The following is a 24,365-nucleotide window of genomic DNA, read 5'->3' as shown; positions in this document are numbered from 1 at the left end:
GTCCACACAATGCATTATCAACATTAACTGAAAAGAGGTTGTTATGCGATTCAAACGAGGCAGCATTGTGCTGATCGCACTGATGATCAGCGCTTGTGGGGGAGAAGCGAGTGTTCCAACGTCAGTCAGCGACCCGAAAGCACGCCCAGCGCCACAATCTGAGCCAACCAGCGTTGCGCAACAACCAGCGCCACAAGTCGATCCAAACGGCGGGGCCGAACAACCAGCACCACGGCCAATGCCTACCCAAGCACCAGCTGATGCAGCGGGTGCGCCATTGCCAGATATGCAGGTAATGCCAACCCAACCGCTTGATCCAGGTCGGCCCTACTCAAGTGACCAAGATCAAGAAGTTTTCGACTCGATGTACTTCCAAAATTATGGCACCAATCCATTCGTGCGCACAGAAACTGACCCCTTATCAACCTTTGCGATGGATATTGATAGTGCCTCATATAGCTTAATGCGTAGCAGCATCAACCAAGGGATGTTACCGCCAGCAGATTCAGTGCGGGTCGAAGAATTTCTGAATGCCTTTGATTATGATTATCCACAGCCAGAAGATGGCGATTTTGCAATTTACAGCGAGGTCGCTCCATCGCCATTTGGTGGCACTAACTACGAATTAGTTCAAATTGGCATTCAAGCACGCGACATTGCAGTTGCCGATCGCAAGCCAGCAGCACTGACCTTTGTGATCGATAGTTCAGGTTCGATGGAGCAAGATGGCCGCTTAGAAATGGTCAAAAACGCCTTACTCTATTTGGCTGGCAAGCTGCAACCAGACGATAGCTTGGCAATTGTGGCCTTTAGTAATGAGATGCGGATCGTCTTGCAACCAACTACGGGCGCAAATCAGATGGATATTATTACGGCGATCAATTCGCTGGAACCCAATGGCGGTACCAATGCAGAAGCAGGCCTGCGCGCTGGCTTCGATTTAGCATGGCAAGCCTTCAAACCAGGCGGCATCAACCGGATTTTGATGTGCTCTGATGGGGTTGCCAACAGCGGCATGACCGAGCCAAGCCAACTTTTGGCAACCTTCCAAGAGTATCTTGATGCAGGCGTGCAACTTTCGACCTATGGGGTTGGCATGGGCAACTACAACGATATTCTGTTGGAGCAATTGGCCGATAAAGGCGATGGCAATTATGCCTATATTGATTCCACAGACGAAGCCCAACGCTTGTTTGGCGAGCAATTAACTGGCTCACTGGAAACCATTGGGCGCGAAGCCAAAATCCAAGTTAGTTTTGATCCCACCGTGGTCAAGCGCTATCGCCTGATTGGCTACGAAAATCGTGATGTTGCTGATAGCGACTTCCGCAACGATAGTGTTGATGGGGGCGAAGTAGGTGGTGGGCATAATGTAACCGCGCTGTATGAAATCAAGCGCCATCCTGATGCGCGTGGCCCAATTGCCCAAGTCAATATTCGTTATGTCGACATGGATACAAATGCACCGGTTGAAGAAAGCCTGCTGATTAGCACCGAGCAAATCCATAGCAGCTTTGATCGCTCGAGTGCACGGATGCATTTGGCGGCCAGCGTTGCCGAATTTGCTGAGCTGCTGCGCCATTCGCGCTGGAACAACGACACTGACATCTTAGATGTTTTAGATCTAGCCGAAGAAGCAGCGCTTGATTTGCCCAACAACCAAGGTGCAGCCGAATTTGTGAACTTGCTCAAACAAGCAGAGCGAATGCATCAATAGATAATAAAGAAGCAACGCCCGTTTCAGCAACTGAAATGGGCGTTGTTTAGTAAAATGCCAGTCCAAAAAAATAAGTAACTAGCAAGCAACCTCACGAGCGAGCAGATGGTCATCAAAAATCATGCCATGATCAGCAGTGTTCCAACCCAATGGCCACACCGTGCCAGCGTTATAGCGCGCACCTTGGAGTTCAACATCAGTCAGGATGGCATTGCGCAAATCAGCATCACGCAGATCGGCACCGCGCAAATCAGCGCCAGTAAAGTTCAACTGTTGGCGGGCTGGGTGGGCTGATTGATTGGAGTGAACCCCGAACAATGAAGCGTTGACCAAGCGTGCGCCACAGAATTGAGCTTGGCTCAAATTGGCCCCTGAAAGATCGGCATTGGTGAAATCAGCACCATCACATTGGGCTTGATTCAGATTCGCATCACGGAAATCAGCAGCGATAGCAGCAACCCGATTGAGTCGAGCACGGTGAAAATTACAGCGTTGCAAATTTGCGCCACTTAATTGAGCACGCACTAAATCAGCCAAGTTGAATTGAGTATCTGCCAAGTTTGCATCACAGAGATCGTGGTGGCGCAAGCGGGCAAATTGCATGTTGCTGCGATAGGCCGACGAAACGGGCATTTGAACAGGGTGGTTTTGTACATCCAAAACCAACACATCGCGCAGGGTTGTCATAGCAGTCTACCTTCATTTAACAACGTGGTTAAAAGAGCAAGGGCGAATTATGATGAGCGAAGGTTTGTGGTTAGCGTTTGCCTAAGCAAGAACTATGCTCATCGTTCGGTGACCAAGCCAAAAGGTATCTAGAACACCAGCTACGCTGTTGAACCGAGGCTATTGCAGGCAAGAATGAAACCAAAAGAGCAATTGTTTGGGCAATGATACCAACGCGAACGGATGATTGGTCGGTGAATGTCGCTTCACCGTGGTCTGCTGCGAGACAATACAACATGGTAACTCCAAACATCAGACGGTCAGGGTCTGAGGTAAGAATTTGGTGTGTTTATGCCATATAAACACGGGCCGATACAAATCCCGCCTCCGATAGCTTCTACCACCCTAGGCTAAGGCCTAGTTTATACGATGACAGTAAGCTGCGGTATATCACCCACAATCACCAGCCAAAGTTCCAAATCAGCAACGAGACTATGAGTCTTGTACAGGGTTGCCTGCTAGAACTTTCAGCCCGACACCTTTACCCACAAAGGGGATAAATCGTCAATTGTTGTGGCAGGTTGTGCCACGATAATTTGGTGATGGTTGTTCAGATCCGGTTGGTTTATCTGTGGGTTGTGGGGAAATTATACACAGATTACCCGCCATACCACTAGGTAATTAGAAACCATTTGGATAGTACCAATAGTACCACCTCGTTTCTGACCTAGAGTGTATAGGAACTCAGTACTAGCACTTCTAGAATGAATTACCCATGCTATGGTATAACACTCACAGGGATAATTGGGCAACGAATGTTCTAGTCCTGACTATCAAGTAGTTAGGATCAGTGTAGGCCGTATCATACCAAGAATTGCGAAATTTGTCACATGGAAATCGTGGTACGAGGATGCTTGAACTTCGGGCCTGATATCCAACTTAAATACTATACAACCATAGTCCAGCTATGGTACACTTCTCACACATAAATCCATAGTCCTATACAGCTATTGATATATGTGAAGTGTAAATAGTTCCGCTCAGGATTGAGCCATCACTGCTTGAAATCAACCCATTCTGCGCTTTGCTCCAAGCATTTATTCAAGCAGATTCTTGTGCTGACTGATGGAAGAGTTGTTTAACTTTGGTAGGGCATAGCAGGCGCTATGCTGAAGGAGCACCCATGCAAGCCTCAATCCAGCGCTGGCTTAATCGCATCAATCTTACAGATCCTGTGCAACGGGAGCAAGCCTTTCTCCTACAGATAATGTTAATTGGCTTGAGTATCATTTGTTTTGTTACTGTTCCAACTGCATTTATTGTCTCAAGCACCAGTGGCAGTGCCTTTCGGGCAGGCCTTACTAGTCTTTTAATTTTCATTTTCTTTGTGATTGCCGTAATCAATCTGCGCCAAGGTCATTTTCGGCGCGCAGTGACGCTTGCATCAAGCGGCCTTGTGGTAGGTTTGGCGCTAATTTTGGCGCTTGAAGGCTTACGCAACAGCGCTTGGATTCTTTCGGCCTTTATGATGCCGATCACGCTCTCAGGATTGTTAACTGGTCGCAAGGGCATTAAAACTATTGCTGGCGCAAGCATCGTTGTCATTGCACTCATCGGGGGGTTGCAATTCTTCAATGTGCAATTTATCGGCGCCTATCCACGGCTTGGCGATCTGTTGCCACCCACAATTAGCACCTTTGTGTTTAGTGTTTTGATCGTGGGCTTCTTTTTTCATCGTTTTAGCGCCTCTTTAAATGATGCGCTAAGCCGCGCTTTGCAGCGTGAATCTGAATTACAACAGATTCGCGATAAGCTTGAAATTTTGGTCGATCAGCGCACCGCAGCCCTGCAAGATGCCTTACACGCAGTCGAAGAACGCGAAGGTCGGCTTGAAAAAACCAATATCGAGCTAGCAAGCGCCAAAAACGCCGCCGAAGAAGCCAACCAACTTAAATCGCGCTTCTTGGCCAATATGAGCCACGAACTGCGCACGCCACTCAATGCAATTATCAATTTCACCGCCTTTCTTGATCGCTATGGCGATTTTTCTGAACGCCAGCGCGAGCTGCAAGAACGGGTACTGTATAACGCCGATCACCTGCTTGGCTTGATTAACGACATCCTTGACCTCTCGAAAATCGAAGCAGGCAGGATGGAATTGATGTATGAAAAAACCGAGCTTGAACCCATTATTACTGGAGTGATGGCCACCGCCAGCGGGCTGACCCGCGATAAAGGGCTTGAGCTTGACTTAGACATGCCCGAAGAACTGCCAACAATGGTGATTGATAAGGTGCGAATTCGCCAAGTGCTGCTCAATTTGCTTTCAAACGCCGTCAAATTCACAGAGCAAGGCCAAGTTAAGGTCATAATCAGCCAACCAAATCCTGAAACTGTGCAAATTGCCGTCCAAGATAGTGGGATTGGGATCGCGCCAGAGAATCAACAACAGATTTTCGAGGAGTTCCAACAAGTTCAAAACGAAGTGACCCATCAATATCAAGGCACTGGTTTAGGCTTGCCGATTAGCAAACTGTTGGTCGAAATGCACGGCGGTAGCATGTGGCTCGAAAGCACCCAAGGCGAAGGCTCGACCTTCTACTTTAGCTTACCAATTACCAACAGTTTGGCCGAAACCACAACCGTCGATCTTGCTGCGCCACCAAGTTTGATCGAGCTTGAAGCCACATCAAACGACCAAGCGAGCATTGAGATTGTGGTGATCGATGATAACCCTGATGCCCATGAAACCTTTCGGGTTATGCTGGAATCAGGCGGCTATCGGGTGCATAGCGTTTTAGATAGTCGTTTGGCAATTAGCAGTATCAAACAAATTGAGCCACGCTTAATTATTACCGATGTGCAAATGCCAAATCTCGATGGTTGGGAATTGCTGGCCCAAATCAAGAATGATCCAACGATTGCCCATATCCCAATTGTTGTCTGCTCAGTGGTTGATCAAGGTACGATTGGGCTAGTTTTGGGGGCAAGGAAACATATTGTCAAACCTGTACGTGAGGAGGTATTGCTGGCGATTGTGCAAGAATGTGTCGAACCAACTGCTGAGATCTTGGTTGTTGACGATAACCCTGACGCTCGCCAAGTTGTCCAACACATTCTCGCGGCCCGAGATTATGCGATTAGCGAGGCAGCGGATGGGGTTGAGGCATTGGCGCTGATCGCGCAATCCAAGCCCGACCTCGTTATTCTCGATCTGATGATGCCGAATATGGATGGCTTTGAAGTACTCGAAGCCCTGCGGAATAATCCCAACTACGCTGATATTCCAGTAATTATTGTCAGCGCCAAGGATCTTGATCAACAGGAACATGATTGGCTGCGCACCCGCGCCCAAGGGGTCATTGCTAAACGCCAACTTAGTGAGGAAGAATTTCTTAGCCGCATTAACGAGATCTTTAACCAAGGAGTAGAGTATGCCCGTGGCAAGTAATGAATATTTTGTTCCCGTTGTACCCAGCGACGCATCGGTGGTTATTGTCGAAGATAATCCCGATAATCTATTCGTTTTGGAGATTCTGCTCCGCGAAGATTTGCGGGTCAAATATTATAATGGACGGGCCTCTGGCCGCCAATTCTTTAAGTTGCTTGAGGCGAATCCACGCCTGCACCCCGATTTAGTGTTGCTGGACATTCAGTTGCCCTATGAAGATGGTTTTACTGTCTTCAAAAATATGCTTCATGTTCCGCAACTTAAAAACACTCAAGTCATTGCGGTTACGGCCAACGTTATGCCGCAAGATGTGGCCAAAGCCCGCGAGCTTGGCTTCAATGGACTGATTGGCAAGCCGATTAATCGCAATCGCTTTCCCAATCAAATTACCCGCATTTTGAATGGCGAATCGGTCTGGGAACCCTACTAGATCGCGGTAGCCCAACCAGCGTTTGATTGCTCTACGCTGGTTGGGCTGCTATTCAGAAAGGAGTAGGGTTGAGATTACGACCTTGTGTAGGATCTCGATCCTTTGCCTATGAGCTTAATTCTTGACATTTTACTCAATGATTTGCGGGCATTAATTCGCGACCTTGGTCAAAATGGCGGCCTGATGAGTCCATCGGTCTATGATACTGCTCAAGCGTTGCGCTTATACCCAACCCCCAACGAAGATCATGTTTGGCCAGCAGTTAATTGGTTAGTAAGCCAACAACATGCCGATGGAGGTTGGGGCAATCCGGCTATGCCATTAAGCAGGGCAGTGCCAACTTTGGCTGCGATTTTGGCGCTGCGTCACCATTGTCAACGCCGCTCAACCTTCGATGGCTTGCTCGAAGCCAAGCGTTTTTTGCGCCGCCAGCTTGAATATTGGGAAAAACCACTGCCCGATAATCTGCCAGTGGGCATGGAATTGCTGCTGCCCTATATGCTCAAAGAGGCCTACCGCGAGGAACATGCCGATGATGCTGATGGGATTCCGATTAAATTACGCCTCGATATTCCACTTGCGCCTTATCGCGAATTAATCGCCTTGGGCGAACACAAACGGGCGTTGATTCAGCAAAAGAAGCCGCGCGCGGGCACTGCTCCCGTCTATTCGTGGGAAGCATGGGCGAGCCATGCAGACTCTGGCTTAATTGATGGTTCTGGTGGAATTGGACATAGCCCTGCTGCCACTGCCGCATGGTTATTTGCCGCCAACCATAACCCCAGCCTGCACCAAGAAATCGCTGGGGCAGAAAGTTATTTGCGCCAAGCATCGTTGGCCACCTCGGAAAGCGCACCTTGTATTATGCCAACTGCCTGGCCAATTCCCCGTTTTGAGCAATCATTCAGCCTCTATGCCTTGGTAACCGCAGGAATTCTCGACTTTCCGAGCATTCAAGATGTGCTCAAACCGCAAATTGCCGATTTGCAGCAAGCGCTCAAGCCCAAAGGCATTGGATTTAGCGATGATTTTATGCCCGATGGCGATGATACTGCGGCAGCGGTCGCCGTCTTAATCGCAGCGGGCTATCCCGTCGATCTTGACATATTACGTCAATTTGAGCGCGATCAATGTTTTGTTGCCTATCACGGTGAACTGCAACCGTCAATTTCCTTGACCGCACGAGCGGTGCATGCGCTCGATTTGGCTGGGGTTGATATTTCGCGCTGGTGGAAAATTTTTATTGATGCCCAAAAACTAGATGGCAGTTGGAGCGGCGATAAATGGAATACTTCGTGGCTGTATACCACATGCCACGTCCTGATAGCCTTAAAAAACTCGCCCTACAAAACGGCAATGAAAGAAGCGGTTGCAGCGCTGCAAGTCCATCAACATCCTGATGGCGGTTGGGGCATTATTCAACGCTCAACCACGGTTGAAACCGCCTACGCCGTGCTGGCCTTGCAAAATTTGCGCGAGGCTGGGCTGCTCGATAACGACGACATTCGCATGCTCCAACGTGGCTATAATTGGCTCTGTTCTCATTATCGGCCTTTCCGCATGAAAGAGTATCAATGTTGGCTCAATAAAGAGATTTATTGCCCCCAACGGATTGATCGCGCCTATGAGCTAAGCGCCATGTTAGCAGTCACCTTAGGAGATTTACGGATATGATCCGCGACAGCATTCCAACGCTTGCAGAGTTTCTTCAAGCCCCACTCGCTACAATCCAAGAGGTTGCCCCAGCAACCATGATTTTTTCGAGCGGTGGCAGCCGCCGCAAAGCAGCCTTGGCACACATGCCAGCGAATGGCGAAGACTATGCCCGTTGGTCGCATGGACAATTATTAACCTGTTTAGAGCTTTTTTTCCGGCATGGCATAAAGCATTTATTCTTACCGATGCTTTTGCCCAATCAGTTCCAAGAAACGACTCCCAATTATCGCGAACATATTGAACGCTGGGTTGCTTGGGGCGCAGCTAGCCCAGAAATGCTTGCCTACTATGGCAAGCATAATTGGCGGGTGCGGCTGCTCGATACCCAACCATCACCTATAATCGCCGAAGCAGCCCAAGGCCTGCACCAAGCATCAGACCACCGCGAACAACCAACCTTGTGGTGGTTTATCGTGCGCGAAACTGATGATCCATGGCAAGCTATCTTTCAAGCCGCCCATCAGACCGCTTTTAAAACCCGCAAGCAGGCAATTGAGGCGATCTATGGCGAGGTAATTCCACCAGCTGAGCTACTGGTTTCATTCGGTAAGCCGCAGGTTAACCATGATCTCCTGCCGCCGCTGTTGGTGGGCGATTTGCAATGCTACTGGACACAAAAACCAGGCTATGACCTGAGCGAAGCCGAATTTCGCCAGATTTTGTATGATTTTGCTTACACGCGCCAAACTTGGCAAAGCGATAAAACCGAACGCACCAAGGCTGCCTTGGAATTTCGCCAGCACTGGGAGCGCGGCCCGATTCTCGGGCTTGGCCAACAACTAGGGCCGTTTTGGTATCCACAATCAACCAGCATCGAATTAGAGTTGTAGCAGCGTTTTAAGGAGAATTGTGTATGACAGTCTTAGCAACCGATCTTTCGGCACCCAACGCCCCAAGCATCAACGATGTCGAAGCTTATTACGACGCAATGGGACCGTTTTATAAGCTGATTTGGGGTGATAGTGTTCATGGTGGCTATTGGCCAGCAGGCTTGGAAGATGTATCGTTGCCAGAGGCCCAAGAACATCTGACCAATTTGCTGATTGAAAAAACCCCAATTGCCGCTGGTCAACAGATGCTTGATCTTGGTTGTGGCACAGGCTTGCCAGCAATTCGGATAGCCGCTGCCAAACACTGCCACGTTCATGGCATCACCGTCGCTCATGGCCAAGTCGCCGAAGCCCAAACCACGATTCAAGCCATGCAGATGCAGGAAAAGGTGCAGATTGCTTGGGGCAACGCCATGGAATTGCCCTTTGTTGATGGGTTCTTCAACGCCGCCTGGGCCTTTGAATCAATCTTCCATATGCCCAGCCGCCTGACTGTCTTACAAGAGGCAAATCGCGTGTTGCAACCAGGCAGCTATTTGGTGCTGACTGATATTGTTGAGGTCAAGCCGCTGAGCCTTGAGCAAAAACAAATCTTTTATCCTGCATTTCAGATCAATACCCTGACCACCAAGCAGGGCTACCTTGAGCTTTTTGACCAAACTGGCTTCGAACAGCTTGAATTGATCGATTTGACCGCAGGAATCGCCAAAACGCTTGTCCACACCAAACTTGGCATCGCCCAAAAACGGGCCGAACTTGAGGCACTGTATCCCCCACCAATGTTGGCGATGATCGAACAAACGTGGCCGATGGTTGAGAAAATTTATGCAGAATTTGTGCGCTATGTGTTAATTGTGGCGCGCAAACGTGGCTAAGTTCAGCCATCACTAATTCAATTGTTGTGCTCATTTTATCAATTCCATATCCCAGATCAGCGACAACGATTTACGTCAATACTTCCGGTTATCAATCAATTAATCGATTCACGAAGGAGTTAATTGTATGTCGCTGATTCAAAAAATGACCAAAGCATTTGTGCTAATTGTTGAAGACAATATCGATAATATGCTGGTATTAACCGAATTATTGAATGTTATGCCAGAAGTGAGCTATAGTAAGGTGCGGCCATCAGGTCGGCAGCTGTTTGCTTTGCTCGAAAATGATACAGTGCCAACAATTAATTTAATTTTGTTGGATATTAATCTGCCGCGTGAAAATGGCTATGTACTGTTGCCCAAAATTCGTGCCCATCCAAAATTATCGAATGCGGTCGTGATTGCAGTCAGCGCCCAATCTGAACCCCAAGAAGTGGCCAAAATGCGCGTTGCTGGCTTTGATGGTTTTCTTGCTAAACCGCTGCATTTTCAACGCTTTCCCGACCAATTGCGCCGCATCATGAATGGCGAGCAAATTTGGGAAGGCCGTTAAACTGGATATCCAAATAGATCATTCTTAAGTATTGTGCCCAATAAATTATAGAATTGCCAGAGCCAATATATTTGCTAGCTATATAGCTTATTTCTTGGTTTGTCAATAAAATTGCATCAAAATTTGAACTAAATTTAACCAAACTTAGTTTTTTTTGACGTATAATACTAGTTGATCTGTGTGTCCAGGAGAAACAATTCATGGATTTTGCAATGTGGCATAACGTGAAAAGCAAAGTAGGTGTTCTACTTGGCTTGACGCTGTTGGCCGGCTCAATTGGCCAAGCTGCTCCAACCAAAGCCGCCGAGCAGCTGTGTTTCGACCAGCCAGGCGTCGTTGAATGTATTGCTCCCGAGTTCCGCGATTACTGGGAAAAGAACGGTGGGCTGCCCGTTTTTGGCTATCCCCAAACCGCAGCCTATGAAGAAGCCACTCCTGAAGGCAAGTTCTTGGTGCAATATTTCGAGCGCCAACGGCTTGAATATCACCCTGAAACTCCAGCTCCCTTTACGATTTTGCTCGGACGGATTAATGATGAAGTGCTGTTGCGCGAAAACCGCGTCTGGCGCGATTTCCCCGCCGCGCCGCAAGCTAACGGCTGCCAATTGTTCAGCGAAACAGGCCACAGCGTTTGTGGTGAGTTCTTGAAATATTGGAACTCGCAAGGCTTGGATTTGGGCGAAAATGGCATTACCTACGGCGAATCGTTAGCCTTATGGGGCTTGCCACTCTCTGACCCTCAAGAAGAAATTAATATCGATGGCGATAAAGTTGTAACCCAACACTTCGAGCGTGCGCGCATGGAATGGCACACCAAAGATGGCAAGAACCAGATCTTGCTGACCCGCCTTGGTGTGACCTTGGTGCCAATGCAGCTCAAAATGTTGGCAATCAACGACTTCCACGGCCAAATTTCAACTGGCCGCAAAGTGAGCAACAAAGATGTTGGGGGCGCTGCCTATTTGAGCAGCTACATCAAACAAGCGCGCGCCAAAGCCCGCTACTCCTTGACGGTACAAGCAGGCGATATGGTTGGTGCAAGCCCTCCAAGCTCGGCCTTATTGCAAGACCAACCAACCATGGAATTCTTGAATACCTTGGGTGTAAACGTTGGTACGATCGGCAACCACGAGTTTGATGAAGGCACTGATGAACTGATGCGCTTGATCGACGGTGGCTGTCACCCAACCGCTGGCTGCTGGGATGGAGCAAACTATCCTTATATCGCTGCCAACGTGATTGACAAACGCACCAACAAAACTATCTTGCCAGCCTACCATATTGTCAACGTCGATGGCGCACGGATTGGTTTTATTGGGGTCGTGTTGAAAAATACGCCTGAAATTGTGATTCCTTCGGGCGTTGCAAACCTTGAGTTCATCGACGAAGTAACCGCGATCAACCAAGCAGTTACCGATTTGAACGGCCAAGGCGTCCATGCAATCGTTGTTTTGGCTCACGAAGGTGGCACCCAAAACGCTACTAGCGGCGTAATCACTGGTCCAATCGCCGGAATTGCCAATAATGTGAATGATGATGTTGACGTGATTGTCAGCGCTCACACCCACACCTCAATCAGCGGCGAAGTTGATGGCAAATTAATCACCCAAGCGCTGTCGTATAGCACCGCGTTTGCTGATATTGATTTGACGATTGACCGCGCCAAGCGCGATATTGTGGGCAAAAAAGCCACAATCGTCACGACCTTCCACGAAGGTATGACCCCTGATGCTGAAGTTGCAGCGATGGTCAAAAAATATGAAGACCAAGTTGCACCACAAGTTAACCGCGTGGTTGGCTCAGCCTCAATCGCGATCAACAACACCCCCAACGATGCAGGCGAATCGGCCTTAGGCAACTTGATTGCTGATGCCCAACGCAATACCATGAATACCCAATTTGCCTTCATGAATCCTGGTGGCATTCGTGCACCACTCGATGCTGGCGAAATTACTTGGGGCGAGTTGTATGCAATTCAACCATTCAGCAATGATTTGGTTAAAATGACGGTTACTGGCAACGACATTTATACTTTGCTCAACCAACAATGGCAAACCCAAAGCGATGGCACAGTGCGCGCTCGTATCCTGCAAATTTCAGGCTTGAGCTACACCTGGACTGATGCCAACCCAATTGGCCAAAAGGTTTTGGAAGTTCGCGGTAACGATGGCAAAGTCTTGGATAAAGCTGCAAGCTATACCATCACCGTCAATAGCTTCTTGGCCGATGGCGGCGACGGCTTCGTGGTGCTTAAACAAGGCATCAACCGCGAAGTTGGCCCAACCGACCTCGATGGCCTCGTGCGCTACATCGAAAAATTGGCCCAACCAGTCAATGCCAATGTCGAAAACCGCATCATCAAACAATAAGTTATACTATTCGACACACGATCACCAATGCAGCAGGCAAAACCTGCTGCATTGTGTTTTAGGGCAACCAGCGCGGCCAAATCGCATCATCGGCAAATTGGCTGGCAGTCGGCGCAGTGATAGATTGCTGCCAAATTGAATAGCGGGCTTGTTGAGGGTCAAGTCTGCTCCAAAGCAGTTGTTGGCTGTCAGGCGACCATTGGGGGTCGAAATTATCGTAGCGTGGATCATCAGTCAGTTGGCGTGGCGGTTGAGGATTGTTGAGATTTAGCAGCCAAAGATCGCCAACTTCGACTCCCAACAGGCGACGAATATAGGCTAATTGCTGACCATCGGGGGCCAGCCGCGGATAGTAAACATCAGCATCAGCACTTTCCAAAACCACCTGGATTTGCTCGGTCGCTAGATCGTAGCGCACTAAACGGCCAAAACGCCCTGCTGCTGGCTCGGTCAATTGAGCAATAATCAAGGCTTGGCTATCGGGCTGCCAAGTAAACGTACCAGTGAAGGTTAATTCGCGGGTTTCGCCTGTCGCCGCTTGCAAGACTAAATTGGGTCGATCAGCCAATTCATAGATCAGCCACTTGCCATCAGGCGACCATTGTTGGTTCAAGGCAGGCGTTTGGGCCGCATCCAAGCTTTGGGGTTGGCGCTGGTTTAGCGTCGTTTGCCAAATGCTTGGTGGCGCAGGCTCGTCATCAATCAACTCCAACGGCGAACGCAAATAGAGCACTTGATCACTGCTGGGATGGCAGGTGGCTTGGCTCAACACTACCGCAGGATCATCAACCAAGGTTTCGGTTTGGCGCGTATTCACATCAGTTGCAAGCAAACGATTGGTGCTGCTCAGCTTCGTCGTATAAATCAAGCGCCCTTGACTAAAGCAGGCTGGACCATTCACACCCACATCAATTGTACGCAATCCAGCAATACCACTGATGATTAAGTGTGCTGTCGTCAATGGCTGTTGCACATAGCTCAAGCGCCACGTTTGCGGCATAGCAGTTGTGACAGCAGTTGGCAAAATAGTTGGCTCAGCGGTTGACTGCTGCGCGCCACAACTAATTAAACTTCCAAGAATGGCAAGCAATCCGATCCAACGCATACAATAAAATTCCTCTAAATAAGTGAATCCGTCAGGCTCACTGTTTTGCAGCGGCCATGACGGATTATACGCCAGCAGAATAACAATTATTTATAGCGAATGTGTAAGTGATTATCGTGATTTGGGTATGAAGTCGTCAAGCCTTCGCTAATCAACACTGGATCATTGAAATAGATCACGGTAATTTGGCCGGGTGCGGCGGCACGAATCGCTTTGACCAAATTGCGGGTTGCAGCCCGATCGTAGGTGCTTGATTGCCATGTAATCCGACTGCCACTACATTGATTGCTATCGCTGCGAATTGGCCAAATATCTACATCAAGCCCAGTTTCGTGCGACGCATGGCCTGGAATATCGCCGCCATGCTCGAAGCTAATATCGCCAAGCGGCACTTTGCCCTTGCCAAAGCTGGCAAAATTACTGGTTGCTTCTTCGAGTTGGGCGACGGTCGAGGCTACGCCCCAGTTGGCATTGCCATTGCCATCGGGATCTTTATCGCAGATATTGGCGCTAACGTCGGCATATTCATAGTGCCAAATCAAATTTTTCCAAGTGGTTGGGCCAACCACGCCATCAGCGCTTAAGCCAGCGTGGCTCTGAAAACTCTTGACAGCGCTTTCGGTGCCAGCGCCAAAATCGCCATCGACCGTCAAGCCTGCGTTGCGTTTGGCGTTCAACAAGCTTTGCACAGCCTTCACCGCGTTGCCATTATCGCCACGCCGCACGGTGACGACCAACGCGCCCCAGGTATTTGGGCCAACGATGCCATCGGCTCCAAGGCCTTTGCTCGATTGAAAGCTCTTGACTGAGCTTTCGGTGCCTGAACCAAATACGCCATCGGCACCGATATTGAGCAAATATTGCATGGCTTTGACATCGCTGCCACGATTGCCCTTGCTGACGGTGTGGAAAAATGCGGCTGAAAAGGCGTGAACCGTGTTGATCGAACTCAGCATAATGCCAAGAATTAATGTACAACTGGCGATTCGCCAAACGAGAGCTTTCATGAAGCAACCTCACTACATCGCTAAGTTATTCCAGCTATTCAGGCCAACCACGCCATCAACCGTCAGTTGCCGATTGGTTTGGAAGGCGCGCACCAAGGTATTTACGCCAGTGCCAAAGCTGCCATCAACCGTGGTTGGGTAATTTTGCACGCTCAGTTGATTTTGCAAGGCTTTAACGGCCTCACCAGTATCGTTCAAGCGCAAAGTCATAATCAGTTTTTCCCACGTCGCCGCCCCAACAATCCCATCGGCGGTGAGGCCATTGGCAGTTTGGAAGGTTTTGACTGCGGTTTCGGTGCCTGGGCCAAACGCGCCATCAGCGGTAATCGTCGCGCCGCGCGCCCGCAAGAGATATTGCATGGTTTTGGCAAGGCCAGTTGCTGGCGTGTTGCGGCGCAAAATCGGCCACATGCGGCCAACCGCGCCCCCACTGAGCGTCGTATCGACGGCGGTGCGCAATTGAGGCAACAAACTATAGAGCGTATCGCCCGGGCAGCTGGTGTTATCCAAATCGCGGTGACCAACAATATCGTTGGCAGTAAGGCCATATTGCTGGCAAATATAGGCAATCAAGGCCACCAGCTTATTCCACAGCGGCAGGCTTGGCGTGACGTTCATATACAAGCCTTCGCATTCGATGCCAATATGGGTTTCATTATGGCCATCGACGTGCGCGCCCTGCACATGTTTTGTGCCGCCCTGCAAAATGCTCAAACTTTGATGACGGCCTTCCATAATCCAGCCACCACGACTGATCGTAAATTGCTGGCCGGTATCGATCCAGCCACGATTGAAGTGGCTTTGTTGAATTTGGCGGGCTACTTGCCATGCCTTGTTGCGGGTAAAATCGTTGGTATTGAGGTTGGTGGTGTGGTGAACGACGATGCCAATTGGTTTTTGATTGAGCACATTGATTGGCTCTTTGGCCGCAGCAGCGCCCCAAGCAGTAGTGCCATCGATGGCTGGGGTTGGAACAACGGCATGAGCCGAGCGCAACAAACGCAATTCCGTCCCGCCAACGACCACACTCATTGCGACGCCCATGGATAACTTGCCAAACATTCGGCGCGAAATTTTCTTCATTGCAGGGCTTCCCTTTGTTCAAAAAACAAGCCCCACGTCAGGTAACGTGAGGCTTGCAGGCAAGGTCGATTATGGGCGCGGCCAAGCACAGTGAATGTGGGTGCTGTGGCCGGAATCGCCCGGGCCGAGCACTTCGGTTGCGCCGAGATTTGCGCATTTGTTGCGGAATGATTGTTGGTTGGGGTGGGATGCGCTAACGTGTGAGCCGTTGATCACGTTGACATCGACGGCAACGCCAGCATAGTGGCGGGAGGTTGCGCTATGTGAGCCACCAGCAATTTCGCTGACCGAGTAGCTCCACGATTGCGAGAGGGTGATCATGCCGTTCAAGAGTGAGGTAGCGAGGTAAACCGAGCCACCTGGAGCATTGCCATAGCTACTGCGGCGAGCTGCGCCACCATTTGCGGTGTCGACAATGTTTTGGCGGGCAGTTGCGCTATCAGAAACGCCTGAGGTATGGATGGTTGCCAAGGCAATCCGGCTGCTATCGCGGATGGTGCGGGCCAAATCGGCGCGGCTTGAGCCACCGCCACCGCTGGCATTGCCAGTCAAAGCAGCCCAGGTATCAGCACCAACGATGCCATCAGCGCCTAAGCCTTTGCTCGATTGGAAGCTCTTGACTGCTGACAAGGTGCCAGCGCCAAAATCGCCATCAACCGTCAGCGAGTGGCCGTGCTTGCGCAATTGGCGTTGCAAGGCATTGACAACAATATTGTTATCGCCCGAGCGCACGACAATCACCAATTGTTCCCAAGTATTTGGGCCAACCACGCCATCAGCGCTTAAACCTTTGCTCGATTGAAAGCTTTTGACTGCCGACAAAGTGCCTGGGCCGAAATCGCCATCGACCGTCAAGCTATAGCCACGTTGTTTCAACATTGCTTGCACGGTGTAGACGTTATCGCCAGTGTCGCCATTGCTGACCGTCGCCCAAGTGCGGGCTGCTACGCCGCGGGCTGAGGGGCCAAAACTCGCAAGCACCAAGATCGCCATGGTTAGGCCGCTGAACCAAAATGCCCATCGCTTGTGCATAATCGCTATCCTTCCTTGTGAATGACACCAAAAAAGATCGGGAATGGGACTGTTGCATGATTGTCGAAAAGCGCTTTTCGTAGGTATACTATATACAACGCTTCTTAAAAAATTCTAAAAAACTTGGTATATTTCTAAAAAACATCTTAAGAAGCCTTCAAGGAGCAACGAGCCACTAGGAGGTTCCATGACGCAACAGCCTACGATCTTAGTGATTCAGCCAGATCGCGCCTTGCAAGCCTTGATTGTGCGGGTTTTAAAAACCGCTAGTTTTCAGGTTGTGCGCAGCACCAGCATTCACGAGGCCCAAGCCTTAGTCGAGCAAGAAGCCTTCGATTTGGTGGTGATCGATCAGTGGATGCCCGACCACGACGCTTTAGAATTTTGCCGCAGTTTACGGGAGCATTCGAGCGTGCCGTTGCTGATGGTTGGGGCCAGCAGCGATGCCTATATGCGCGGGATTGCCCTCGATCAAGGCATTGATGATTATGTCATTACGCCGTTTCACGAAAGCGAATTTTTGGCCCGCGTGCGTGCCCTCCTGCGCCGCAGCCAACAAACAACCTTGCAACAACAGCCCAACTATACAGAATGTGGCTCGTTGCTGATCAATTGGCAGGATCAGCAAGTACGCAAACATGGCGAGCTGGTGCATCTGACCAAGACTGAATGGGCTTTGCTCAAATTATTTATTCAATATCATGGCCAAGTATTGACCCACCGCATGCTGTTGCAACAGGTTTGGGGCAAAAGCTATAGCGAAGATCGCGCTTATTTGCACGCCTATATGCGGCGCTTGCGAGCCAAACTCGAAGACGACCCAACCAAGCCGCAGTTAATTCACTCCGAATCGGGAATTGGCTATCGCTTTGCACGCATCGAAGCGCCTAGCTATGCGCCAGTAGCCAATCCAGCGAGCCTTGCTCATTTGCGCTTGCCCTATCCCATTGCTGCGTTGATTGGCCGCCAGCATGAGTTAACCACGCTCCAAGCATTATTGGCCAAACCAGAGGCGCGGCTGATCACGATCACAGGCATGGGCGGTTCAGGCAAAACCAGTCTTGCCAGCTATATCGCCCAAACCATGCACCAAGCGCAACAAATTCCAGTGGTTTTTGTGGCGCTCGACACAGTTAATGACCCAAGTTTGGTGGCAGTAACCCTCGCCCGTGCCGCCGGATTGCGCGACCATGGCGATGACGAATCGCTTGAACGCTTGCAAGATTGGGTTGGCCAGCAAACCATGTTGCTCATTTTAGATAATTTTGAGCAAGTGCTGGCCGCAGCGCCACAAGTTAGCCAATTGCTCCAGCATTGCCCAAATTTAAAAATCGTGGTTACCAGCCGCATTGTGTTAGGCATTTATGGTGAATATGAATTTGTGTTGCCACCGCTGGGCTTGCCCGATTTGCAACAAAGCCCTGAACTTGAGCAAATTGCTGCCAGCCCCGCCATTCAACTCTTTGTCCAGCGCGCGCAGGCAGTTGATAGCCAGTTTCGCTTGACCGCTGAAAACGCTGCCATCGTGGCCGAAATTTGTGTGCGGCTCGATGGTTTGGCCTTGGCGATTGAGTTGGCAGCGGTGCATAGCAAATTCTATCCACCGCAGGTGATGCTGCAACGGCTCAATCAGCGGCTTGATTTTCTCCAGCACAACAGCCCTGATCGCACGCCACGCCAGCATTCCTTGCGCGGCGCAATTGATTGGAGCTACGAACTGCTTGGCAGCTACGAGCAAACGATTTTCCAAGGCATTGGCTTGTTTGCTGGTAGTTTTACCCGCGATGCGGCCCAAGCTTTGTGGCCCAACGACGAACCAAGCAGAATCGAACGCGGTTTGCACCACTTGGTTAATGCTAGTTTGTTGCAACGCGAAACCAGCAGCGATGGCCTAAGCTGGTTTGCCATGCTCGACACAATTCGCGAATATAGCCTAAGCAAATTGCCCAAAGGCGAGGCCCATTGGCTACAACAACAACTACTCGATTATTATGTCGAGTTAATGCAGCAAGCAGAGCAAGCCTTCTTGGTTAGCAACCATACTGGCTGGATCAAGAGGCTCGAACGCGAATTGCCGACGATTCGCAGCATTCTCGCTTGGGGCCTTCAGCAAGATAATGCCTTGGCAGTCTGGCAATTGTGCGCGAGCTTTTGGCGCTTTTGGCACGAGCAAGGCCAGATTAGCGAAGGTCGCGAGTGGCTGACCAAAATCCAACAACTGCAACCAACCAGCATTCCCTTGGCGATTCGTGATAAAGTTCGGCTTGGGGCTGGCGTGCTGGCTTTTATCCAAGATGATTATGCGGCGGCCAATCGGGCGTTTAACGAAGTTCTGGTGGAGCCACGCAGTGAGCATCAACCAAAGGCGATTGCTCATGCGCTGACCAACATTGGCATGGTGGCATATTGGCAAGGTCGCTATGCAGATGCAATTCAAGCCTTGGAAGAAAGCCTGCCTTTGCTCAAAATGCTTGATGATCGTTATGGCTTAGCCAGCAGTTTGCGCCATCTTGGCATGAGCCAACTGGTGCAACATGGCTCGCGTAGTGCCTTGGCCTTGTTAGCCGAAAGCCTCAGTTTTTACCAAGAGCTCGGTAGCAAAAGCGGCATTGGCACCGCAATGGGCTTCTATGGCCGAGCACTCTTAATCTATGGCGACGATCATGAAGCGCAGCAATGGCTAGAACAAAGTATCGCCATGCTTGAGCCGTTGGGCAACTGGCCAGCGGTTGCGCGGAGCCAAACCTTTCTCGCGCGGGTTGCCTTAGCCCAAAAACGCTACAGCGAAGCCCAACACCTGTTGCATGAAAGCCTTGCCACGCTGTATCGCGTTGGCGACCGCGAAGGCGTGGCGGCTTCAATCGAAGGCTTGGCGGTTTGGAGTGCACTCAACCAGCAGCCAGAGCGTGCTCAAGCACTTTGGAGCGGCGCACATTGGCTGCGCGAAGTCCTTGGCGCGCCAATTCCACCAGCCGATTATCAAGCCTTGCGCCGCATGTTACCACCACAATTTAGCTTCGTTCAGCAAGTGCATGCCCCGAAATCGCTGCGTCACTTGGTTGGTTGTGCCTTAGCCGCCGATTGCAGCTCGTTGGGCTGCGCTGAGCATGGGTAGCAAAGAACATAGAACATAGAGCATAGAACATAGATTGTTTTTCATCCACGAAGCGCACGAAGAGCACGAAGGGGAAATGTTACTAGCAGCACATTCCACAACATGAACATTTGGGGTGCAGGGGCTGAAAACCCCTGCGTTTCCCTCCGGCGGAGGGACGGAAGGGTGGTGAAATCCAATGAGATCAAAAAATCCCATGTTCATAAATCTCATTTCAATTTTTGCGGAGACAGATTTTCAATGATCGTCTATCAATCTACCCTTGAACATATTCGTTCAATTATCAAGGCACAAACAAATCTCGATATTATCGATTCAATTAGCATTAAAAATAGCAAAATATCGTTTATCAATAGATTACATTTACCAATTATTCGCCAAATAATGCAAGACTATGCAATTAATCTGAATGGCTTATATTTACTTAAACCAATTTATCTAGTAAACGGTTCAATTAATATCGATACAATTCTTACTGATCAATCGATCAATCGTCCAAATACAATCATCGATAAACACGGCATAGATTATACAATTTGGCTTGAATCTGAGGCAAGTTGGCATGAATTCTATAATCAATTCAATCCAACACTTGATGCTATTAATATGAGTATAAGTTTCGCCGATGGGGATAATTTTAGCTTTAGTATTGAAACATTCGACTTTTTTGATCTTCAATTAACTAAATCAGCTGAATTGGATTTATTTGAAACACCAGATATTTTGATTCAGAGCCTCGATCGGCCAACAATTGAACGCATGGTTGCGCATCTGATTGAGCATAATCAGCTTGATGATAGGTTTTTAACCACATAGGGGAATCTTTTTTAACCACGAAGGGGAAATGTTACTAGCAGCACATTCCACAACATGAACATTTGGGGTGCAGGGGCTGAAAACCCCTGCGTTTCCCTCCGGCGGAGGGACGGAAGGGTGGTGAAACTCAATGAGATCAACAATTTCCACGTTTAGAATAAAAGCCTAGGTTCGGCAACCAATAGTATATCAACCATAACGTTGATCGCGAATCGTAGCCGATAATGGATCAAATATATTTATTCGTGAATCATTCAGATCTAAATAATAATCAAGGTCGTCAATCTGCCATGATTCATCAGGAAATAAAACCTGCCAAACACGCTGCAAAAAAGCTTGAAGATCACTCGGTTGTTTATAAATGCCGTATGGTTGTGACCATTCATGCTCAAGATCGGATTCAATATCAGCATTATACACATTTAAACAGTAACGTAACGATTCTTTAAATTTATACTGAAAGCGAATATCGATCGGATAGTAGGATGTTATAAAATGTGGTGCTATAAATGCTTGAATATAACATTCTTGATTAAGCGGATCATCCATATACAGTGATTGCGGCAAATTCGACTTGTTTGCTTCTGCATCACCTGCTTGCAGATAAGAATAAATCCAATGGCGATTAACAATAATTCGTTTAAACCGCATGATTGGCTTCTCCCATACAATATTTACTTAACAAGTATATCAGTTACTGAGTTCATTCAACAACAATCTACAGATTAAACCAAAAAAGCCAGCGATCATGTGTTGATCGCTGGCCTGTTATTCAAGGCTTATTGGCTAACTTCGATTGGTGCGCCTGCTGGTGGAGCGAAGAAATCGGCTGGATATGAGCCGTTGACTTCAAACACGCTGTATTCAGATTCAACGAACAAATCGCCGTTTGGCTCAAAATATTCCGATTTCAGCACCACAAACAACTCATCGTCGATCCAGAATTTAAGCCGCGTGTTGGCTTGATCGCTACTGTTACCAAGCACACATTCGATGACCAAGGCATCGCGGCCCAAGAAACTTTCTTGACCAACAGTTGAAAGTTGGTCGCCTGGTTGGGCGCACAAACCATCGCTATTGCCATTAGAATCGAGCGAAGCAGTTGGATTGGGAATCACATACAACGCGCCATCCAATTCGCTTGAACTGAACTGGGAAACGGTGCCATCAACCGTATTTGGCTGGCCTGCTGGCGAAATCCAAGCCCAGGCATCAGCGCCATTCATAATTTGGGTTTCGTATTGCTCATCGCTGGTTTCGCTGCCTGGCCAAACGATTTCTTTGCGCAATTTATTTGGTTGCTGGACCCAAATTTTTTCGCTGACCACGCTGCCAGTTGCTGGCACGTGGGTTTCGAGCACGCCATGCAGCGAATCGATGCCAGTTAAGCCAAAGGCGGTTACTTGTTCGGCACGGCGCAAGGCTTCTTTGGCACTAACTTGGCTGACTTGGCTAGGTAGCAAGCCAAAGCCAACTGCGGCCAACGCTACCCCAGTTGCAGCCATCATCGCTGGGCGCAACCAACCCGTCCGGCGAGTTTGTGGCTTGAGGTTAGCTTGTTGTTGCAGTGGTTTGAGCATGTTGAGCGATCCTTCGGGAACTTCGTGTTCTGCCACGTTAGCAAGCGCTTTTGAGATAGTGTTATCGTTATGCATTACAGACTCCTCGACTACAAAGATTCATTAATAATTGGGGCTAAGAGTCGGCGCAGGCGTTCGCGAGCGCCCAACAGGCGCTGTTTGATCGCGCCTGGGCTGGTGGCTGCATCGTGAGCCATTTCGGCTTCGCTCATTCCAAGGTAATAGCGTTGCACAATTGCCGCACGCTGCAACGGCGTTAGTTGATTCAAGGCCTGCACGACGGTTTCGCGCATAGCATCTTGTTCAAGCAAGGCCTCTGGTTGCGGCTCGTTGCTCATCAATTCTTCAAACATTGCCAAACCAGCAGCGTTCGATTGATCAAGTGAGCGTTGACGTTCGCGGCGTTGGGCATCTTTCAAGGCATCGTTCAGCACAATTTTCATAAACCACGGCCCAAAGGCACGTTGGCTATCAAATTGTTGGATGCGCTGCACCACCCGCAGAAAAGCCGATTGAACAATATCTTCGGCAGCAGATCGATCGCGGACAACCAAGATCGCTGCTCGTACCGCCTGATATTGATATTGGTGAACCAAGGGCGCCAGCCCAGCAATATCACCTTGTTTGAGTCGAGCTATAGCCTCGTGATCGTGCATATCCTTCCTTTCAGCCTAAGATTGAGAGCGCTCTCACTCTATATATCCATGTGCAGGCCAAAAAGTTAGGTCATAGCAATAAGAGCATAGAACAATAGGGGATTGGAGATCGAGGAAACAAATCTACTACTATTCAGCCATGAGTATAGTTTATAGAACATTAGTTTATAGCGAGCAAGATATCATGAGAGGCGTATTCCTTACCCAATGCCATACCAAACTCAGCCTTTTGATTTGGCCTTAATAAACACTGATATGGTTTTCACTTTTCTTGATCTTCTGGTGGTAATCCGTAAACATCATCAGAAGATTTCTTTGATGGATCATAATATGATGAAGTCTGTGACATATCAGCACCAATCGTATTAAACATTGAAATATTTGATCCATAAAACGTAGATCCAATTATATCAATAATCTTTTTATTAAACGAGATTTTCTTTATCAAATCCCATATCTGATTTACAATATTAATACTCATAAAACACAAAAGCAATAATCCTATTATTTTTGCTGTATTCCCTAATAACGTTCGTGCATAATTAATTTCTTGTTCTATAAATAAGAATAATATATCTATTCCTATTTGAACGATAAAAAACACAAAGATACCTATAATTAAACGGTTAATTTTATTAACAATATGTTGGCTCTTTTGTTGAGACTGCTCAATAACATCAACATAATTTTCTTTATTTCTTGAATAAATAGAAACTTTTTGGCTGAGATTATCTCTAGTCAAAAACTTAAACCCTACCTTTTGCCCTTTACTCAGTAGCTCAATCATGTATTTTTCTTGATATGGCATTTCGGTTGTGAGATTTAGAGGTGCTTTTGTTGGAATAAAATGGACAGGCCCAACCAAAGGTTGGAGATCAATAATCGTATCTATCAAAATCCTCGTTTTATGATCAAATGAAAATAATATTTCCTGATTATTTATATTTACATTGCCAATATTTTCTATTGTGATATTAAATATATAAATTTTTTCAACATTTTTATTATCAAAGAAAACACTTATTCTATCTTTTATAAGATCATCAGCATCTAGGCTAATTTTATCAGCCTTTATACGATATACTAATTTAGGATTCTTTTCAGAATAACGCTGAAAAAACAATGTGACAATAATCCCTAGAAAGAAAACAATAAATGCGGCAATAGCTTCATCTCCAAAACCTAGAATAGTCATTAATCTACCCTCGCACATATCAATTTAGGATCTGTGATTATTCTAGGCTCTGTCTGATAATTCAGGATACCGATGTCGCTGGTGCAAGGATACGCACCAAGCGTTGAATCATCGCCAGATGGACGAATCCGAGATAGTTCAGGGCCAGTTTCTCAAATCGCGTGGCCAC

At 48.4% G+C, this 24,365-nt stretch carries 19 protein-coding genes; 10 read left to right on the top strand and 9 right to left on the bottom strand.

Annotation, left to right across the window (positions count from 1 at the left end):
* The first annotated feature begins 43 nt into the window (after positions 1 to 43).
* On the top strand, positions 44 to 1,717 hold the full coding sequence (locus tag SE18_RS07760; RefSeq protein ID WP_054533870.1) for a YfbK domain-containing protein: 1,674 nt from the start codon (positions 44 to 46) through the stop codon (positions 1,715 to 1,717).
* A gap of 78 nt (positions 1,718 to 1,795) precedes the next feature.
* Here SE18_RS07760 and SE18_RS07755 read toward each other — a convergent pair whose 3' ends face one another.
* Complete coding sequence (locus SE18_RS07755) at positions 1,796 to 2,404, bottom strand: pentapeptide repeat-containing protein (protein WP_054533869.1); 609 nt, start codon at positions 2,402 to 2,404, stop codon at positions 1,796 to 1,798.
* Between the two features lie 1,162 nt (positions 2,405 to 3,566).
* Between SE18_RS07755 and SE18_RS07750 the strand changes: the two genes are divergently transcribed.
* From SE18_RS07750 to SE18_RS07720, 7 genes are all read left to right on the top strand, one after another.
* Positions 3,567 to 5,834 (top strand): ATP-binding response regulator, encoded by a 2,268-nt coding sequence (locus tag SE18_RS07750; RefSeq protein ID WP_054533868.1) that lies wholly within the window; start codon positions 3,567 to 3,569, stop codon positions 5,832 to 5,834.
* Positions 5,818 to 6,264 carry a response regulator gene (locus SE18_RS07745; RefSeq protein ID WP_054533867.1) on the top strand — a complete coding sequence of 149 codons (447 nt, stop codon included), beginning with the start codon at positions 5,818 to 5,820 and terminating at the stop codon, positions 6,262 to 6,264. Before SE18_RS07750 ends, SE18_RS07745 begins: the two co-directional genes overlap by 17 nt.
* Positions 6,265 to 6,372: 108 nt before the next feature.
* Complete coding sequence (locus SE18_RS07740) at positions 6,373 to 7,938, top strand: prenyltransferase/squalene oxidase repeat-containing protein (RefSeq protein ID WP_054533866.1); 1,566 nt, start codon at positions 6,373 to 6,375, stop codon at positions 7,936 to 7,938.
* Positions 7,935 to 8,810 (top strand): (+)-kolavelool synthase, encoded by an 876-nt coding sequence (locus tag SE18_RS07735; RefSeq protein ID WP_054533865.1) that lies wholly within the window; start codon positions 7,935 to 7,937, stop codon positions 8,808 to 8,810. The genes SE18_RS07740 and SE18_RS07735 overlap by 4 nt, the downstream gene beginning before the upstream one ends.
* Before the next feature lie 23 nt (positions 8,811 to 8,833).
* Positions 8,834 to 9,685, top strand: a complete 852-nt coding sequence (locus SE18_RS07730) for an SAM-dependent methyltransferase (protein WP_054533864.1) — start codon at positions 8,834 to 8,836, stop codon at positions 9,683 to 9,685.
* A 127-nt stretch (positions 9,686 to 9,812) separates the two neighbouring features.
* Complete coding sequence (locus tag SE18_RS07725) at positions 9,813 to 10,238, top strand: response regulator (protein ID WP_054533863.1); 426 nt, start codon at positions 9,813 to 9,815, stop codon at positions 10,236 to 10,238.
* A 200-nt stretch (positions 10,239 to 10,438) separates the two neighbouring features.
* On the top strand, positions 10,439 to 12,607 hold the full coding sequence (locus SE18_RS07720; protein ID WP_152976576.1) for a bifunctional metallophosphatase/5'-nucleotidase: 2,169 nt from the start codon (positions 10,439 to 10,441) through the stop codon (positions 12,605 to 12,607).
* 58 nt (positions 12,608 to 12,665) lie between these two features.
* Here SE18_RS07720 and SE18_RS07715 read toward each other — a convergent pair whose 3' ends face one another.
* The 4 genes from SE18_RS07715 to SE18_RS07700 form a co-directional block, all read right to left on the bottom strand.
* Complete coding sequence (locus SE18_RS07715) at positions 12,666 to 13,712, bottom strand: TolB-like translocation protein (protein ID WP_054533862.1); 1,047 nt, start codon at positions 13,710 to 13,712, stop codon at positions 12,666 to 12,668.
* A gap of 86 nt (positions 13,713 to 13,798) precedes the next feature.
* A complete protein-coding gene (locus tag SE18_RS07710; RefSeq protein WP_054533861.1) occupies positions 13,799 to 14,719 on the bottom strand; it encodes a penicillin-insensitive murein endopeptidase in 921 nt (306 codons plus the stop codon).
* A 12-nt stretch (positions 14,720 to 14,731) separates the two neighbouring features.
* A complete protein-coding gene (locus SE18_RS07705; protein ID WP_054533860.1) occupies positions 14,732 to 15,802 on the bottom strand; it encodes a peptidoglycan recognition protein family protein in 1,071 nt (356 codons plus the stop codon).
* Between the two features lie 69 nt (positions 15,803 to 15,871).
* The gene (locus SE18_RS07700) at positions 15,872 to 16,834 is read right to left on the bottom strand and encodes a peptidoglycan-binding domain-containing protein (protein ID WP_054533859.1); all 963 of its coding nucleotides are present in this window, start codon (positions 16,832 to 16,834) and stop codon (positions 15,872 to 15,874) included.
* Positions 16,835 to 17,021: 187 nt separating this feature from the next.
* On the opposite strand from SE18_RS07700, the gene SE18_RS07695 reads away from it, so the two are divergent.
* Positions 17,022 to 19,949: a winged helix-turn-helix domain-containing protein gene (locus tag SE18_RS07695; RefSeq protein WP_054533858.1), complete on the top strand. Its 2,928-nt coding sequence runs from the start codon at positions 17,022 to 17,024 to the stop codon at positions 19,947 to 19,949.
* Positions 19,950 to 20,189: 240 nt separating this feature from the next.
* The gene (locus SE18_RS07690; RefSeq protein WP_054533857.1) at positions 20,190 to 20,765 is read left to right on the top strand and encodes a hypothetical protein; all 576 of its coding nucleotides are present in this window, start codon (positions 20,190 to 20,192) and stop codon (positions 20,763 to 20,765) included.
* Positions 20,766 to 20,954: 189 nt separating this feature from the next.
* Here SE18_RS07690 and SE18_RS07685 read toward each other — a convergent pair whose 3' ends face one another.
* The 4 genes from SE18_RS07685 to SE18_RS07670 all read right to left on the bottom strand — a co-directional run bounded on the left by SE18_RS07685 (position 20,955) and on the right by SE18_RS07670 (position 24,196).
* Entirely contained in the window at positions 20,955 to 21,416 is a 462-nt protein-coding gene (locus tag SE18_RS07685) for a hypothetical protein (RefSeq protein ID WP_054533856.1), read from the bottom strand.
* Positions 21,417 to 21,544: 128 nt separating this feature from the next.
* Positions 21,545 to 22,420 (bottom strand): LolA family protein, encoded by an 876-nt coding sequence (locus tag SE18_RS07680; RefSeq protein WP_054533855.1) that lies wholly within the window; start codon positions 22,418 to 22,420, stop codon positions 21,545 to 21,547.
* A gap of 14 nt (positions 22,421 to 22,434) precedes the next feature.
* On the bottom strand, positions 22,435 to 23,001 hold the full coding sequence (locus SE18_RS07675) for an RNA polymerase sigma factor (protein ID WP_054533854.1): 567 nt from the start codon (positions 22,999 to 23,001) through the stop codon (positions 22,435 to 22,437).
* Positions 23,002 to 23,263: 262 nt separating this feature from the next.
* Positions 23,264 to 24,196: a hypothetical protein gene (locus SE18_RS07670; RefSeq protein ID WP_054533853.1), complete on the bottom strand. Its 933-nt coding sequence runs from the start codon at positions 24,194 to 24,196 to the stop codon at positions 23,264 to 23,266.
* Positions 24,197 to 24,365 lie beyond the last annotated feature (169 nt).

This window comes from Herpetosiphon geysericola (assembly GCF_001306135.1).
GTDB classification, from domain to species: domain Bacteria; phylum Chloroflexota; class Chloroflexia; order Chloroflexales; family Herpetosiphonaceae; genus Herpetosiphon; species Herpetosiphon geysericola.
The sequence above is the reverse complement of the archived record's forward strand: the minus strand, read 5'-3'. Positions and strand labels throughout refer to the sequence as shown.